This is a genomic window from Devosia sp., from assembly GCF_017744655.1.
Lineage (GTDB): Bacteria > Pseudomonadota > Alphaproteobacteria > Rhizobiales > Devosiaceae > Devosia.
Genome location: NZ_JAGIAW010000002.1, coordinates 79072 through 95627 on the forward strand (window position 1 = coordinate 79072; position 16556 = coordinate 95627).

9 protein-coding genes are annotated in these 16556 nt (G+C 61.6%); 4 read left to right on the plus strand and 5 right to left on the minus strand.

Annotated features, from left to right (window positions below; translation table 11 throughout):
• Both J7557_RS06400 and pepN read right to left on the minus strand, forming a co-directional pair.
• On the minus strand, window positions 1-1656 hold the full coding sequence (locus tag J7557_RS06400; protein ID WP_291418499.1) for a HAMP domain-containing sensor histidine kinase: 1656 nt from the start codon (window positions 1654-1656) through the stop codon (window positions 1-3).
• Window positions 1657-1925: 269 nt separating this feature from the next.
• Window positions 1926-4562, minus strand: a complete 2637-nt coding sequence (pepN, locus tag J7557_RS06405; protein WP_291418501.1) for an aminopeptidase N — start codon at window positions 4560-4562, stop codon at window positions 1926-1928.
• Between the two features lie 305 nt (window positions 4563-4867).
• Between pepN and J7557_RS06410 the strand changes: the two genes are divergently transcribed.
• A complete protein-coding gene (locus J7557_RS06410) occupies window positions 4868-6730 on the plus strand; it encodes an ABC transporter ATP-binding protein (RefSeq protein ID WP_291418503.1) in 1863 nt (620 codons plus the stop codon).
• A 299-nt stretch (window positions 6731-7029) separates the two neighbouring features.
• A complete protein-coding gene (locus tag J7557_RS06415; RefSeq protein ID WP_291418505.1) occupies window positions 7030-8886 on the plus strand; it encodes an ABC transporter ATP-binding protein in 1857 nt (618 codons plus the stop codon).
• Window positions 8887-9025: 139 nt separating this feature from the next.
• Here the strand turns inward: J7557_RS06415 and J7557_RS06420 are convergent, their stop codons facing one another.
• Window positions 9026-9376, minus strand: coding sequence for a DoxX family protein (locus J7557_RS06420; RefSeq protein WP_291418507.1), 351 nt, complete (start codon window positions 9374-9376; stop codon window positions 9026-9028).
• Window positions 9377-9499: 123 nt separating this feature from the next.
• Complete coding sequence (locus J7557_RS06425; RefSeq protein WP_291418509.1) at window positions 9500-11482, minus strand: EAL domain-containing protein; 1983 nt, start codon at window positions 11480-11482, stop codon at window positions 9500-9502.
• Between the two features lie 236 nt (window positions 11483-11718).
• Between J7557_RS06425 and J7557_RS06430 the strand changes: the two genes are divergently transcribed.
• Together J7557_RS06430 and J7557_RS06435 are read left to right on the plus strand one after the other, a co-directional pair.
• A complete protein-coding gene (locus J7557_RS06430; RefSeq protein WP_291418511.1) occupies window positions 11719-14193 on the plus strand; it encodes a glycoside hydrolase family 2 protein in 2475 nt (824 codons plus the stop codon).
• A gap of 149 nt (window positions 14194-14342) precedes the next feature.
• Window positions 14343-15260: a DMT family transporter gene (locus tag J7557_RS06435; protein WP_291418512.1), complete on the plus strand. Its 918-nt coding sequence runs from the start codon at window positions 14343-14345 to the stop codon at window positions 15258-15260.
• On the opposite strand, the gene J7557_RS06440 is transcribed toward J7557_RS06435, so the two are convergent.
• Window positions 15244-16554, minus strand: coding sequence for an NAD(P)/FAD-dependent oxidoreductase (locus tag J7557_RS06440; protein WP_291418514.1), 1311 nt, complete (start codon window positions 16552-16554; stop codon window positions 15244-15246). The genes J7557_RS06435 and J7557_RS06440 overlap by 17 nt on opposite strands.
• Window positions 16555-16556 lie beyond the last annotated feature (2 nt).

The following is a 16556-nucleotide window of genomic DNA, read 5'->3' on the forward strand; positions in this document are numbered from 1 at the left end:
CTAGGCCGCCACGGTCACTTTGCTGTGCCGCACGTCGAGCGGCAGCGAAATGGCGACCGTCGTGCCGACGGATGGCGCCGAGTCGATGACCATGCGGCCTCCGCTCAATTCGGCTATGGCGCGGGAAATGGAAATCCCGAGACCCGGCCCGACACCCTCGCGGGTGAATGTGGCATCGCCCAGAGCGAAGGGCTGGCTGAGGCTCGAAAGCCGCTCCTCGGTCATGCCGATGCCGGTATCGGTGACCTCGATGACGACGCCATCGTCTGCGGCAAAGGTCGCGAGGGTTAGTTTACCACCGGCCGGGGTAAAGCGAATCGCATTCTCGACGATATTGCCAACCATGCGCACAAAGGCCAGTCGATCGCCGCAGAGCATCGCCCCGGTTTCGGAATTGACGGAGAGGGAAAGACCGGCCCGGGCAATCTGACCGCGGAAGCGGCGGCAGGTCGCGGTGATGACTTCGTCGAGCGGGACGGCGTCGGCGCGCAACACCTTTTGTCCATTTTCGAGTTCGGCGAGATCGAGAATGGCGGCGAAGGAATTGAGCAGGTGTTCGCCCGAGGTTTTGATCGACTGCACATATTCCGCGTAACGCGGATCGCCCATCTTGCCATAGGTCTCGCATTCCATCAGTTCGGCAAAGCCGATGATGTGGTTGAGCGGGGTGCGAATGTCGTGGCTGAGATGGGCGAGGAAATTGGTCTTGGCGCGGCTCGCGGCTTCCGCCTTGATCTTTTCTTCGTGGTAGCGGCGGGCCAGCAGGCGCTGTTCTTCGCGGATGGTCGAGAGCAGAACGTCAGTGCGACGGCGCTCGGTTTCATCCGACAAGATCGTCATGAACCCGCCATCGGGAAGGGGGCGTTCGTCGATCAGCAGGCAGGAGCCGTCTTGCTGATGCAGTTCCAGGAGCCGGTTGCCGCTCTCTTCGCGCAGCAGCTTCATATAGCCGCCAGCAATCAGGCGCCCCAGAGCCTCGGGGTAGCTGATGCTGTCGCTTTCGAGCTTGAGGCGTTCGCGATAATCGCCATTGCAAACGATCATTCGACCGTCGGTAGTCCAGCAGGCAATGCCCATGGGGATCGCCGAAGTGAGGGAGCGATAGGTGTGGCGCTCCATCGGATCGGGCATGTCCTCGCCGCGGCGACGGCGCAACGTCAGCGCGGTCACCAGGCTGGCAAGCGCCAGGGCTGCTGCGCCGCGCCCGGCAAGGGCGCCAACTGCGCCCGATTGCTCTGCCTGAACGCTGAGCAGGCCATGCGACCCGGCCGGCACGGCGTGAGAGAAGAAATCGCCGAAATCGGCCTCCGCTTCGACAAAGCGCGCGCGGGTAATACCCGGAAAATCGCTTGGCGTGCTCGCAAGTGTCGTTTCGGCGGCGGTGACGGGCTCATTGGCAACGCGCGCGGCGACGGCGACCCCGATAAGTGAGAGTTCGCGCTTCACTTCGCCCAGCGTCGTGACGACGTCGTAAACGATGAAAAGGGTCGCTGCGGCAAAGGCGGTGGCGGCGACAGCCAGCGTCATCGGCGTCAGGACACGGTGTCTGAACCCTCGGGGTGCAGCCGTGCCCTGGCGGCGGAGGCGCCGAAATTTATCCCCATTGCCCATGCCGAATCCATCAGCATCGGCGCCGGATACCTCCGACGACCGCATGAAATTCTCCATAAATTTAAAGGGTTAGCCCCGAAGCGATTTGCTCGTTAACAAGTAATGAATCACCCCGAGGGGGCTTGTCCATAGGGGTGTTTGCGCCTTTGCGGGCGCGGCGCCAAAACGTGAGTCGATTGAATCACTTAGGTGAAAAGAAAAATCCTTCCACAGCCCTGTGAAAAACACGGCTCAAGGCGACGTGGGGCCGAAAACGGCAATGCCTCCCCCTTTTGAGGTGGGGAAGCATCTCATTTTTGCTCGATATCAGGCGTTTAGCCTGCCAAGATTCGGTCGACGATATCGCCGGTATTGCGGCTGAGCGTGTGCTGGTTTTTGAGCGCTTCGAGAGCGGCCCGGCCGGCCTCGCGGCGACCCGGTTCGAGCAGCGGCAGAATGCGGAAGCCGGTGAGTACGCGCGCGGCAACCTGCGGATTGACCTTGTCGATCTCGGCCGCCGCTTCCGTCACGAACCGGAAGCCCAGTCCATCGCCCCGAGCGAACTGCGCCGGATTGCTCATGACGAAGCTGCCGAGCAGGGCTCGCAGCCGATTGGGATTGGTACGCGGGAAGTCCGGTGCAGCGAGGATAGCCCGCAGGCGCTCGATGGCGCCCTCGTCCGGCGCCTGCGAGGAAGCAACGAGCCACTTGTCGAAAACCAGCGGATCACCACCGAAGCGGGTGCGGAAATCGCCCAGAAGGGCTGGGGCTGCTTGGGTCCAATTGTGAGCGGAAATCGCGAGCGCCGCATAGCGATCGGTCATGTTGCTGGCCGAATGATACTGCGCCTCGGCAAGAGCTGCACCCCGGTCCGACCCGGCAGTCAGCAGCGAGAGGAGGCCATTACGCAACGAGCGGCGGCCGGCCTGGGCCGCACCGGGACTATAGGGTTCGATGACCTCCAATTCGGCATGGAGCGCCTCGAGGTGCTCGGCCACCGGGCCGACGATAGCGCGGATCAGCGCCCGGCGCGCTTCGGCGACGGCGTTCGGATCGACATCCCTGCCGATCTGGCGGGCAATGACCGTTTCGTCCGGCATGGCGATGACCTGGGCCTTAAACGCATGGTCAAGAGAGGGATCGCTGAGCGTGTCGACGATAGCCTGGCGCAGCGCGTCGACATCGCTTGATGCCGGCGCCTTGCCGGTAGCGGCGGCGGCCAGCAATTGCGTCGCCACCGTCTGCAGTGCGTCCCAGCGATTGAACGGATCGCTATCGTGTCGCGCGAGGAACAGCAGGTCCTGCTGGGTCAGATTGGTCGAGAGCTTTACCGGAGCCGAGAAGCCGCGCAGCAGCGACGGCACCGGGCGATTGGCAACCCCGGTAAAGGTCAGCGTGACGCTATCGCCATCAAGCACGATGAGGTCGTCCTTGACCGTGCCGCCGCTGACGCTGGACCAGCCCATCGGGCTACCATTGGGGCCGATCAGACCGAATTTCACCGGAATGACGAAAGGCGGCTTGTCCGGCTGGTTCGGCGTCGGCGCGGTCTTTTGTGACAGGGTCAGCGTATAGGTCTGGCTTCCCGCGTCGTAGCTGTCGTTGGCGGTGACAGCAGGCGTACCGGCATTGAGATACCAGCGCGAAAACTGGCTGAGATCGGTGCCGGTCGCATCCTCAAAGACCTTCAGGAAGGCCTCGATCGTTGTCGCCTCGCCATCGTGGCGCTCGAAATAAAGGTCCATGCCTTTGCGGAAACCGGCTTCGCCCAGGAGCGTTGCCAGCATGCGCACGACTTCCGAGCCCTTTTGGTAGACCGTCGTCGTATAAAAATTGTTGATCTCGCGATAGCGATCCGGCCGCGGCGGATGGGCCAGCGGCCCGCCATCCTCGGGGAATTGCGTGATGCGCAGATTTTCCACGTCATGGATGCGCTGCACCGGGCGGCTGCGCTCGTCCGAAGAAAATTCCTGATCGCGATAAACCGTCAGGCCTTCCTTGAGGCAGAGCTGGAACCAGTCGCGGCAGGTGATGCGATTGCCAGTCCAATTGTGAAAGTATTCGTGCGCAATGACGCGCTCGATATTGGCATAGTTGGCATCGCTCGCCGTCTCGGGCAGGGCGAAGACGAGCTTGTCGTTAAAAATGTTGAGGCCCTTGTTCTCCATCGCGCCGAAGTTGAAATCGGAGACGGCGACGATGTTGAACACATCGAGATCATATTCGCGGCCAAAGCGCTTTTCGTCCCAGGCCATGGAGCGCTTCAGGCTGTCCATCGCATAAAGGCACTCAGCCTCTTTGCCATGAGTACAGTAGATGGCAAGGTCGACCTTGCGCCCGCTGGCGGTGGTAAAAGTGTCGGTGATCGAACCGAGATCGCCGGCCACGAGCGCGAAGAGATAGGCGGGCTTGGGGAAGGGGTCTTCCCAGAGGGCAAAATGCGTACCGTCGCCAGCATCGCCCTTGTCGATAAGGTTGCCGTTGGAAAGCAGGACCGGCGCGATGTTGCGCGGCGCTGATATCCGCACCTTGAAGGGCGCCAGAATATCCGGGCGGTCGAGATAATAGGTGATGCGCCTGAAACCCTCGGGCTCGCACTGGGTGCACCAGGTGCCGCTCGAGCGATAAAGTCCCATGAGCTTGGTATTGGTCTCGGGCGTGAGGTTGACTTCGGTTTCGAGCACGAAGCGCCGGAAGGGCGGCTCGACGACGGTCAGGCCGTTGTCGTCTGTCGCATAACCCGAGAGCATCAGCGGCAGGCCGTCGATAGCGATCGATTGCAGCGTCAAACCGTCGCCGTCGAGCACCAGCGACGTACCCGGTTCCGTCTCCGGCCTCGGCTCCACGGTCATCTGCGTCCGAACGCGCGTGCCAGCCTCGCTGATCTTGAAATCCATGTCCACGGCAACGATCCGGTACGGCGTCGGTGCATAGTCTTTCAGGAAGATCGTGTGCTCGTTTTCGGTGCGCATGAAATGGTCCAGTGCAACGTTATTTTCTGGCGTCCGAATGTGGCCAACAGGCAACAGCCGACTCTAGCCTTTTGTGTATGCTACGCCGCTCTTGGCTGCATAGCCCAATTCTTCAATGCCAATTGGGACGGCATTGGGGAGGAGGCCTGGGCTAAACGCCACGCGGCTCCTCTGCGTTCATTGGAACGTATCGAGCGCGGTCTTTAAATTTCCCTGGATGGATCGACCATCGCCAGCCTCTGCTGACGGCCCTTGTCATCGCCGTCACTTAGCGTTCGGCCATGGTGTCCTTCCGGACGATATACATGGTGACGCAAGTGCTGAAATGGTTTGAAAAGCAGTTGGACGCTTATCCCTCGGGAGAGCCAACCGAGCCACCAAAGGGCCTTCTGGCCTTCTGTCTGCACTATAGCCATGGCGCCAAGAAGTGGCTGGCCCTGATGGCCTTTGCCGCCGCGGCTGTCGCCATCGGCGAAATCCTCGTCTTCAGCTTCATTGGCGACGTGGTGAACTGGCTTGCCGGTGCCAATCCCGAGACCTTCCTCCAGACCGACGGATGGAAGCTGGCCTTCATGGGCGCGATGATCGTCATCATCCTCCCCGGCTTCGCGCTGCTCTCGACCCTGACCATGCACCAGACGCTGCTCGGGAATTTCCCGCAGCGCATTCGCTGGATGGCGCACCGCTACCTCATCCGCCAGTCGATGAGCTATTTTCAGGACGAGTTTGCCGGCCGCATCGGCGCCAAGCTGATGCAGACCTCGCTCGCCGTGCGCGAAGTGGTGATGAAGCTCCTCGACATGCTGGTTTATGTCGTCGTCTACTTCACCGGCGCTGTGTTCCTGGCCGCCTCGGCGGATTGGCGCCTCGCCATTCCGTTCCTCGTCTGGCTCGCCGCCTATATCGCCCTGATGGTCTATTTCATCCCGCGCATGGGCAAGATTTCACAGGCCCAAGCCGATGCGCGCTCGATGATGACCGGCCGTATCGTCGACAGCTACACCAATATCGCGACCGTAAAACTCTTCAGCCATTCCAACCGCGAAGAGTCCTATGCCCGCGAGGCCATGGATGAGTTTCTGGGCACCGTCTATCGCCAGATGCGGCTCTTCACCTGGCTCAATATGCTGGTCCTCTGGTCCAATGCCCTGCTGCTCTTCTCGGTCGGCGCTACGGGTATCTGGCTCTGGATGCAGGGCGTCATGAGCCCGGGCGCACTCGCGGTGTCCCTCGGCCTCGTCATGCGCTTCCAGGGCATGAGCCAGTGGGTCATGTGGGAAATGTCTTCCCTGTTCGAGAACATCGGCACGGTCAAGGATGGCATCAATTCCATCTCGCTGCCGCGCGTCGTGTCGGACAAGCCAGATGCCAAGCCGATCGGCCGCGTCGAAGGCGACATCAAGTTCGACAATGTCTCGTTCCACTATGGAAAGTCGTCCGGCGTCATCGAGGGCCTCAACCTCAATATCCGCCCGGGCGAGAAGATCGGCCTTGTCGGTCGCTCCGGCGCGGGCAAGTCGACCATCGTCAACCTCTTGCTGCGTTTCTACGACCGGCAGGGCGGACGCATTCTGGTCGATAGCAACGACATCGCGACCATCCAGCAGGATAGCCTCCGCGCCAATATCGGCGTCGTCACCCAGGACACCTCCCTGCTGCATCGCTCGGTGCGCGACAACATCGTCTACGGCCGCCCCGACGCGACCGAAGAAGAGATGATCGAGGCCGCCAAGCTCGCCGAAGCCCACGACTTCATCGCCGACCTTTCGGACTACAAGGGCCGCAAGGGTTACGATGCCCATGTGGGCGAGCGCGGGGTGAAACTCTCGGGTGGTCAGCGCCAGCGCATCGCCATCGCACGCGTGCTCTTGAAAAATGCACCGATTCTGGTGCTCGATGAGGCAACGTCCGCTCTCGACTCCGAAGTGGAAGCTGCCATCCAGAGCCAGTTCGAGCTTTTGATGCGCGGCAAGACCGTCATCGCCATCGCGCACCGCCTCTCGACCATCGCCATGATGGACCGCCTGGTGGTGCTCGATAAGGGTGAGATCGTCGAACAGGGCACCCATGCCGAGCTCGTGGATACGGGCGGCATCTATTCCCAGCTCTGGGCACGCCAATCGGGCGGGTTCCTGGAGATGGACCAGGTCGAGGACGCGGCGCAGTAAGCGCCGCTCTTTTCCTCGCCACCCACGGCGTCATTCCCGCGAAAGCGGGAATCCCATGCGGTGGCGGGTAGCCAGAGATTCCCGCTTTCGCGGGAATGACGCAGAGTTTTTATCCGCTTCCCTGAGGGGAGGCTCAACCAGAGGAGATCCCAAATGGGAGATATCATTATGACGCGACATGAAGGCAATCAGCCCGGTGCATTTGCCCCCAGCCAACCCAAACCCACCGATAGGCACCGAACCTGATACGAACCGACTGAAAGGTTCTTTCAGGCGCGGCTCAATAAAATGAGCAGAAAATGTTCAACCGCGTCATCGACTTCTTCGACAATCTCTATTCGCCCATCGCCCTGGCCAAGAATCGCCAGCCGCCCATGGGTCTCACGCCCTTCGTTCGCTACTTCGTTGCCCAGTTCAAAGGCGCTTTCGCGATCCGCATTGGCCTAGTTGCCATCGGTTCGATCGCCGACGCGCTCATGCCGGTCTTTGTCGGCATGGTGGTGGGCATGTTGGCGACAACCAATCCCGGCGAAATCTTCGACCTGCACACCCAGACTTTCCTCTGGATGGTCTTTGTCGTCGTCATCGTCCGGCCGCTGACCTTCGTGCTCGACACGCTCGTGCGCAACCACGGCATCGTCCCTAACCTCGTCGATATCGTCCGATGGCAAAGCCATTGGCATGTCATCCGGCAAAGCTGGACCTTCTTCCAGAACGACTTTGCCGGCCGCATCGCCAACAAGGTCATCCAGGCCGGTGAAGCCATCGAAATCGGCGTCAACCTCACCATCGACGCGGCCTGGTATGCCCTGGTCTTCGTCGTGGTCGCCGTCGTCGTCCTGGCCCAGCTCGATCCGGTGCTGCTGGTGCCGATTGGTGTCTGGCTGCTTCTCTATGCGGTGCTCTTCTCGATCACCATGCCGCTCATTGCCCGCTATTCCGAAGAGCTTTCGGAGAGCAAATCGGTGATGACCGGCCGCATCGTCGACAGCTACACCAATATCCAGACGCTCAAGACCTTCGCCTCCGGCGCGCATGAAGACAAATATGTCGCCGACAGCGTGCTCGACCACGCCGTGAGCTTCCGCAAATTGATGCGGGTGTTCACCTACATGTGGTCGATCCTGTTCATGCTCAATGCGGGCCTCGTGGTCTCGGTCACCTGGCTGGCTCTCGCCGGCTGGAACAATGGCGTGCTGACGGCTGCCGCGGTGGCGACGGCGATCCCCTTCGCCCTGCAGATCATGAACATGAGCGGTTGGATCCTCGAAATCGGTTCCAACATCTTCCGTCAGATCGGTACGACGCGGGACTCGATGGACACCATCGCCCAGCCCCTGACCATGCTCGACGCGCCGGAAGCCAAGCCTCTTGCCGTCACCAGGGGCGAGCTGAACTATGACAATGTCAGCTTCAACTACTGGCGCGGCAAGGAAGGCTCGGTCATCGACGAGTTCAGCCTTGCGGTGAAGCCGGGCGAAAAGATTGGCCTTGTCGGCCGCTCCGGCTCGGGCAAGTCGACCCTGGTCAATCTCGCTTTGCGCATGTTCGATGTGCAGGACGGTTCGATCAAGATCGACGGGCACGACGTCCGCTCGGTGACCCAGGAAAGCCTCCGCGCCGCCATCGGCCTTGTCAGCCAGGATACGTCCCTGCTGCATCGCTCCGTCCGCGAAAACCTCAAATATGGTCGCCAGAACGCGACCGACGAGGAAATGATGCGGGCGGCCGAACAGGCCAATGTCCACGATGTCATCATGGGTCTTTCCGACCCGCAGGGCCGCAAGGCTTATGATGCGCATGTGGGCGAACGCGGCGTAAAGCTCTCCGGCGGCCAGCGTCAGCGCGTCGCCATCGCCCGCGTTCTCCTCAAGAACGCGCCGATTCTGGTACTCGACGAAGCCACTTCCGCGCTCGATTCCGAAGTGGAAGCGGCGATCCAGGAGCAGCTCACCATGCTCATGCAGGGCAAGACGGTGATCGCTATCGCGCACCGCCTCTCGACCATTGCGGCCATGGACCGGCTCGTGGTGCTCGAAAGGGGCAAGATCGTGGAAGAGGGCACCCACGCCCAACTCCTCGCCTCGGGCGGCCACTACGCCATGCTCTGGGAACGCCAGTCCGGCGGGTTCCTGGACCTCGAAGCAGCGCAGTAAAGAAAGGCCCGGTCAATCGACCGGGCCTTTTTTGTCTACGATACCCCCACCATCGTCATTGCCGGGCTTGTCCCGGCAATCCATCTCACCTCCGCTGGGGACCACCGGGACAAGCCCGGTGGTGACGACGATTTGTGAGCTACCGCACGATCGGAAACAGGTTCCTGATCCTCGGCTCCCGCAACCACAGCGCCACCCAGGCAAACGTCCCGAAATAAATGCTGAACAGCGTATGGCTGAAGAGCGGGTTGTCGACCCGCAGGTTCGCCGCCAGCGCCGCGCCGAGCAATGCCGTCATCAACACGGCGCCCAGCAGGGCCGTGCGCGGAATGATGTAGAGCACGGCGACCACAACCTCGATGATACCGATCAGCAACAGATACTTCGCCGGCCACCCCACTACTTCCAATGGCTCCAGCGCCAGCGGTGAATTGATGAGTTTCGGCGCCGCCGAAGCGCCCAGAAGAAAGAGCGTCACCAGCGCGCTCATTACCCAACCTGTCCTGATCATTTTGCCCTGCCTTGTTCCCTGGACCCGATAGTGTCCGTTCGCTTTGACGACGAAGCAATGGGCCGGACTTCGACAGCTGCGGGCGAAGAATCACTGCCGATCTCAGCTTACCGCGCCAAAGCGCTGGCTGTGCTCCGGGCGCCAGCCCGCTTCGCTTTGCTCGGCATGAGCCAGCGCCTGGTCCGGCGGCATCGGCCGCCCGAAGAGATAACCCTGCATGACCGTGCCGCCGAGCCCGGCAAGCGCTTCAAGCTGCGCCTCGGTTTCGATCCCTTCAAAGACGCAGGACATGCCCAGGTTCCGACAGAGATCGACCATGGTCTTGACGATGGCGCGGCTCGTCGGATCGCTCGTCACTTCGGCCACAAAACTGCGATCGATCTTGATACGATGCAGCGGCAGGCGCTGCACGTGGGTAAGGCTCGAATGCCCCGTGCCGAAATCGTCAAGCGCAATCCGCGCGCCAAGCCCGAGGAGGCGGGATAAGGCCTCCTTGGCGTGGTCGAGATCGCGCATGATGGCGGTCTCGGTGATTTCGAAATCGACCCGGCTCGGGCGTGGCGCGGCCTCCACCTGGGCGATGACGGCGTCGATAGCGGCAGGCGAGCCGATGTCATTGGCAGAGAGATTGACCGAAAGACGCATGCGCCGGGGCAGTTTCTCGCTGACCGCCAGCGCCTTGCGCAACACGACCTGGGTGATCCGCCCGATCAGGCCCATGCGTTCGGCCATGGGAATGAACTCGGCAGGCGATATTTCCCCGAGGACCGGGCTGCGCCAGCGCGCCAGGACCTCAAAACCCGTCGTCTCGCCGATGGCGATGTCGAATTGCGGCTGCAGCAGGATATAGATCTCTTCGTCGAGATCGGCCGTATGTAGCAGATGCTCCATGCGCCGGATCTGCCTGAGGTCATGCGCATCGATGGCGGAAAACACCATGGTGCCGCCGCGCGCATCGCGCTTGGCGAGCAGGCCGGCATAGTCGGCATGGTCGAACAGCGTTTCCAGCGTGTCCTCGGGGCCCGATGCTGCAAAGCCGATGGAGGCGGTCACATGCGTAGTGCCCAGCGGCAGCTTGATCGGCCGCGCAATGGCCTCGCAAAGCCGCTGGCCGAGCTTTTCAAGGCTTGGTCCCGAGGAATTCTCCGTCAGGATCAGCGCGAAATTGTCGCTGTCGAGGCGGGCGAGAAAGGAAGAAAACGGCCGATGGACATCGATCCGCTGTGCCACCTCGATCAAAACCCGGTCGCCGGCAATCTGCCCGAACACCTCGTTCACTGCTTTGAAGCGATCGAGGTTGAGCCGCGCTACGGCGATTGTCCTGCCGCCCGCCTTTGCTTCCTCCAGCGCACGCGCCAGTTCCTTATGGAACGAGCGGCGATTGGGCACGCCCGTCAGGCTGTCGAGCCAGGCGAGGCGGTGGTTTTCGTCGAGCAACTGCTGTGTCTGCTCTTGCCGACGAGCCATTTCCTGACGCGAGGCGACGAGCCCGGCAAAGTCGCGATAATTGTCGAGAAGAATAGTGGTGAGCACCGCGGTCACCACGACCATGTTGAGCGCAATGGCAATGAAGACGGGCTGTCCTGTCAGAACGAAGAAGCCCGTGAAAGGAATGAGGACGCAGGCGCTGATCGCCACGGCCGCCTTGCGCACATTGAGCAGGCAGAACATGCAGCCGATGGTGGTGATCGCCATGAAGAAGGCAATATGCGCCTGCTGCGGCGGGCTGCCAAAGGGGTAAAGGCTCAATGCCCAGCCGGCAAAGCCGATGGCGATGAGCGGACCAAGGATCACCATGGCCCTGATGTCGCGGTTGGCTTGCTCCGGCGTGATTGTCGCGCTGTCGCTACCCACCCAGCGCAGAACCCGCGTTGCGCAAAGCGCGATCATCACGCACGGAACAAGGATCGTCAGAAATTTCGGTGCGCTCGAAAGGTGCGTCGCCGCCAGGATGACCATATTGGCCAGCAACATGGCGTACATCAGCGGCACCTGGCGCCTAAGTGCGTGCCATTGGGCCAGCGACAGTTCTGCCGACCCCGGAGATTCAAAAATGACACGGCCCAGGCGCCGGAATACTGACATGGCACTGCCCTTTGTATGACAAGCCTAAGCCTAGATTTCCTAATAGATCAGTAAATCTACGTCGGTGGGGGCCCTAAGCAGCAAATTTGGCATTCGCAACGATGCAACAGGCCGTAAAAACCCCTTTTGGCCCATTGGAAGGCGTCGCGCTTCCCGCTACAAACGCCTCCGAAATCGATTTCGGTAGTTGATTTGCGACTGCCAGAGGTGCCGGCCGCGGCCGGCAGGAGGACGACTTGACTATTCCGAGCTTCAACACCGCGCTTGATCTCAGCGGCGCCTATGGCCTGACCGCGCCATCGCGAAACATCACGACGGCAATCACCCTCCCGGGCGACGTCCACGGCGCGCTCCTCGCCGCCGATCTCATTCCCGATCCCTATTTCGGCGAGAACGAAAAAGTCGTTATGTGGGTGGGCGAGACCGAGTGGCATGTCGAGCGCCGCTTTGACGCCTCGGCCGCCGATATCGACGGCTACCTGACGCTGACTCTGTCCGAAGTCGACTGCATCGCCACCATCCTCCTCAATGGCGAAGTCGTCGCCCGCACCGACAACAGTTTTGTGCGCCACGACATCGACGTCACCGGCAAGGTGCACCAGGGCGAGAACACGCTACGCATCGAGTTCGGCGTGGCGCCCGACGTCGCCAAGGCGCGCTCCGACGCTCACCCGTTCCCGATTCCCTTCACCTACAATTACCAAACCAACGGGTTGAAGGGCATCCACATGAACTTCATCCGCAAGGCGGCCTGCCATGCAGGTTGGGACTGGGGCATCTGCACCATGCCTGTCGGCGTCTATGGCACGATGAGCCTGCGCAAAGCGCATCTCGCCCGCCAGGACAGCGTCGAAGTCGAGCAGACCCACGGCACAAACTCGGTCGAACTTTCCATCAAGACCCGTGTCTTTGCCTTCGCCCATGGCGAGGTTGAACTTGAACACAGGATCGACGGCCAGATCATCACCGACAAGGTCGTGGTCCAGAAGGGCGAAAACGTCTTCACCCACAATGTGACGATCCAGAGCCCGAAAATCTGGTGGCCAGCCGGGCAGGGCGCCCAGCCGCTCTACGAGCTGACGACGAACCTCGAAGGCGAAGTCACGACCCGCAAGATCGGTCTCCGCAAGCTGGAGTGGATCATCGAGAAGGACGAGATCGACCACACCTTCAAGTGCCGCATCAATGGCCGCGACATCACCATGATGGGTGCCAACTGGATCCCGGCTGACGCCATTCCCTCGCGCATTACTCCGGCGGTCATCCGCGACCTGCTCGAAAGCGCAAAAGCCGCCAATATGAACATGCTCCGCATCTGGGGTGGCGGTCAGTATGAGCCGGACTATTTCTACGAGCTCTGCGACGAGCTCGGCATCCTGCTCTGGCACGATTTCATGTTCTCCTGCATGAGCTATCCGTCCGACCGCGACTTCCTCGCCTCGGTCGAAACCGAAATCACCCAGCAGGTCCGCCGTCTGTCGCACCACGCCTCCATTGCCCTCTGGTGTGGCGACAATGAAGTCATCGGCTCGCTCAACTGGTATCCGGAAACTCGCGCCGAAAAAGAGCGCTATATCGCCAATTACGACCGCCTCAACTCCATGCTGCACCGGATCGTCGAGGACGAAGACCCATCCCGCCGCTTCTGGCCGTCTTCGCCCTCCCTCGGCTACATGGACTTCTCCGATGGCTGGCATTCGGATACACGCGGCGACCTCCACTATTGGGACGTCTGGCACTCGGCCAAGAGCTTTGATGCCTACCGCACCGTCAATCCGCGCTTCGCCTCCGAATTCGGCTTCCAGTCCTTTACCTCTATGAACGTCATCGAGACCTTCTCGGAAGAAAAGGACCGCAATCCGTCCTCGCCGGTCATGGAAAACCACCAGCGCAACAATGGCGGCAATGCCCGCATCATCGAGACGATGACGCGCTATTTCCGCTTCCCGCGCGACTTCGACCAGATGGTGTTCCTCTCCCAGATCCAGCAGGGCCTCGCCATCAAGACTGCCATCGAATACTGGCGCTCCACCAAGCCGCGCTGCATGGGCACGCTCTATTGGCAGATCAACGACATCTGGCCGGTGGCGAGCTGGTCGAGCCTCGACTATGGCGGGCAGTGGAAGCTGATGCACCACATGGCCAAGCGCTTCTTCCGCCTCGTCAACGTCGTGGCCGTGCCCAATGCCGACGGCTCCGAAATCACCCTCCGCGCCATCAACGACACCGGCCGCCCGATCTCGATCGCGCTCGAAGTCACTGCCGCAAAAGTCACCGGCGAAAGCCGTGTTGTCTTCTCCGGCAACAGCGCCATCAGCGCCGATGCCGCCATCAGCGTCACGACCATCGCAGCCGCTGACCTCGTCGCTGACGAGTTCCTCTACTTCACCTGGAAAGACGCATCCGGCAAAATCCTCGGTGAAAACGACTATTTCCCCAAACCCTACAAGGCCTACGAGCTGGTGCAGCCCACCATCTCCTCCTCCTGGTCGGATCGGGATGGCCAGGCCGTCTTGACGCTCTCAAGCGACAAGCCTGCCTTCTTCGCCACGGCCTCGGTCAATGTCCCCGGCTATTTCTCCGACAATGCGGTCACCCTTCTGCCCGGCCGCCCCGTGGAACTGACCTTCATTCCGCGCCACGGCGCAGCGGTCACCGCGGCCGATCTCTCCGCCTCGCTCTCCGTGCGCAATCTGGCAGAGACGTTCTGAACGGCTTTGCTTCCATACCAGAGCATTGACTTGGCGGTCCCCATCGCGCATCGGTGCGGGACCGCCTTTTTCTTCCTGCCCGGACCAGCCATGTCTCGCCCCCGTATTCTCGGCACGTCTTTGTTCCCTGCCGGATACGGGCGCGTCTGATGGCTTCCCCGGTCTCCCCCATTGAAAGCCGCGCCAATCTCGGCATTGCGCTCGTTCTGGCGTCCCAGCTTGTGCTGCTGGTCCTCGACATTTCGGCCAAGTGGCTGTCGATCGAAGGCATGGCGACGACGCAGATCGTCTTCATGCGCTATGGCATGCATCTGGCGCTCCTGTTGCTGCTCTTCCTGCCGGTTAGCGGTATCAACCTTGTGAAGAGCAATAACTGGAAGCTCGAAGTCCTGCGCGGCTTCTGTCTCCTCGGGACGACCGGGCTCAACTTCCTCTCCATGCGCTATCTGCCGCTCACGGTCACCAGCGCCATCCTCTTCACCTCGCCCCTGCTGATCTGCGCCCTGTCCGGTCCGCTTTTGGGCGACACGGTCGGCTGGCGCCGCTGGCTCGCAATTGGCGTCGGCTTCATCGGCATCCTGATCATCGTTCGCCCCGGCTCCGAGGCCTTTCAGCCAACCGCTCTATTGAGCGTGGGCGCTGCTCTGTTCCTGGCGCTGTTCTCCATCCTCACCCGCAAACTGGCGGGCGTCGACAGCGCCTCGACCCAGCAGTTCTTTGCCGGCGCCACGCCGGTCATCCTCTTGGCGCCCATAGCCTTCACCGATTGGGTCTGGCCGACCCAGCCGATTTCCTGGATCGCTTTCCTCATCATGGGCGCGGCAGGGCTCGGCGGACACTTTCTCAATTCGGTGGCGCATCGTTTCGCCACCCCGGCCATCCTTGCTCCGTTTAGCTATCTCAGCCTGCTCTATCTCTCGATAGCGAGCTGGCTGATCTTCAATCAGCCGCCCGATCAATGGTTCATACTCGGCGCCGCCATCATCATCCTCAGCGGCCTCTACATCTGGCTGCGCGAGCGCCAACTCTCCAAGGCCGAGGTCACGCTGGTCAACGAGCCGGCTTAGGCACTTCCTGCTCGATTTCCTTGAGCGGCTCCGCCGTCGGCGCCAGTCCATGGGTGATCAGCCGCGCACTGCGCTGGCCGGTGAGGTAGATCCAGAGCCAACTCATGGCCACGAAGATGCGGTTCTTCGCATCGACCAGGAAGTAGATATGGGCAATGCCCCATACCCACCAGGCAAACCAGCCCTTGAGCGTGAGCCAGCCGAAATCGATCACCGCCGCCTGCTTGCCGATGGTCGCGAGATCGCCTGCATGATTGTAGGCAAAGGGCTGTCTCGCTCCACCCCCCGCGAGCCGCTTCAGCACAGCGCGAGCCGCATGCGCCCCAGCCTGCTTGGCCGCCGGAGCCACGCCCGGCACCGGCTTACCATCGGGCTTGATGATGCTAGCCGTATCGCCGACCACGAAAATCTCGGGATGACCCGGCACAGACAAGTCCGGTTCCACCTTCACCCGCCCCGACCGATCCGCTTCGACACCCAGCCACTTGGCCGCAGGCGATGCCGCCACACCCGCCGCCCAGATGACAGTCTTGGTCGCCAGCCGCTTCTCGCCGAAAGTCACCCCGTCCTCATCGACCGCCTTGACCATCTGCCCCAACTCGACCTCGACACCGAGATGCTCCAGCGACTTCAGCGCATAGGCCGATAGTTCCGGCTTGAAATTGAGCAGCACTCGGTCCGCCCCTTCGATCAGCACGACCCGCAAATCCTCCGGCGCAATCGTCCGGAATTGCCCTGCCAAGCTCGCCCGTCCCAGTTCGCTGATCGCCCCGGCCATTTCGACGCCCGTCGGACCCGCACCGATAATGGCAAAGGTCAGCAGCGCCCGGCGCTTGCGCGGATCGAATTCCCGCTCCGCCGCCTCGAAGGCCAGCAGCAGCTTTCGCCTGATGGCGGTGGCGTCCTCGAGCGTCTTCAGCCCCGGCGCAAACTCTTCCCATTGGTCATTGCCGAAATAGGCGTGCTGCGCGCCCGTCGCGATGATCAGGCTATCGTAATGCTCCGGCGCACCATCCTCGATCAGCACTTGCCTGTTGGCGGTATCGATCCCGGTCACCGTCGCCATGATCACCCGCGTATTGCGCTGCTTGCGCAGGATATGGCGGATCGGCCAGGCGATTTCCGAGGGGCTCAGCGATGCCGTCGCAACCTGATAGAGCAGGGGCTGGAAGAGGTGATGGTTGCGCCGGTCGATCACCAGCACTTCGACATCGGCACGCGCCAGCACCTGCGCCGCCGCTATACCGCCAAAGCCTCCGCCAATGATGACGATGCGGTGCTTGGGCGTTGCCATGT

Bases quoted from the DNA above. Each gene is read 5' to 3' on its own strand.
- J7557_RS06400 (WP_291418499.1), bottom strand. From the start codon at position 1,656: ATGCGGTCGTCGGAGGTATCCGGCGCCGATGCTGATGGATTCGGCATG.
- pepN (WP_291418501.1), bottom strand. From the start codon at position 4,562: ATGCGCACCGAAAACGAGCACACGATCTTCCTGAAAGACTATGCACCG.
- J7557_RS06410 (WP_291418503.1), top strand. From the start codon at position 4,868: ATGGTGACGCAAGTGCTGAAATGGTTTGAAAAGCAGTTGGACGCTTAT.
- J7557_RS06415 (WP_291418505.1), top strand. From the start codon at position 7,030: ATGTTCAACCGCGTCATCGACTTCTTCGACAATCTCTATTCGCCCATC.
- J7557_RS06420 (WP_291418507.1), bottom strand. From the start codon at position 9,376: ATGAGCGCGCTGGTGACGCTCTTTCTTCTGGGCGCTTCGGCGGCGCCG.
- J7557_RS06425 (WP_291418509.1), bottom strand. From the start codon at position 11,482: ATGTCAGTATTCCGGCGCCTGGGCCGTGTCATTTTTGAATCTCCGGGG.
- J7557_RS06435 (WP_291418512.1), top strand. From the start codon at position 14,343: ATGGCTTCCCCGGTCTCCCCCATTGAAAGCCGCGCCAATCTCGGCATT.
- J7557_RS06440 (WP_291418514.1), bottom strand. From the start codon at position 16,554: ATGGCAACGCCCAAGCACCGCATCGTCATCATTGGCGGAGGCTTTGGC.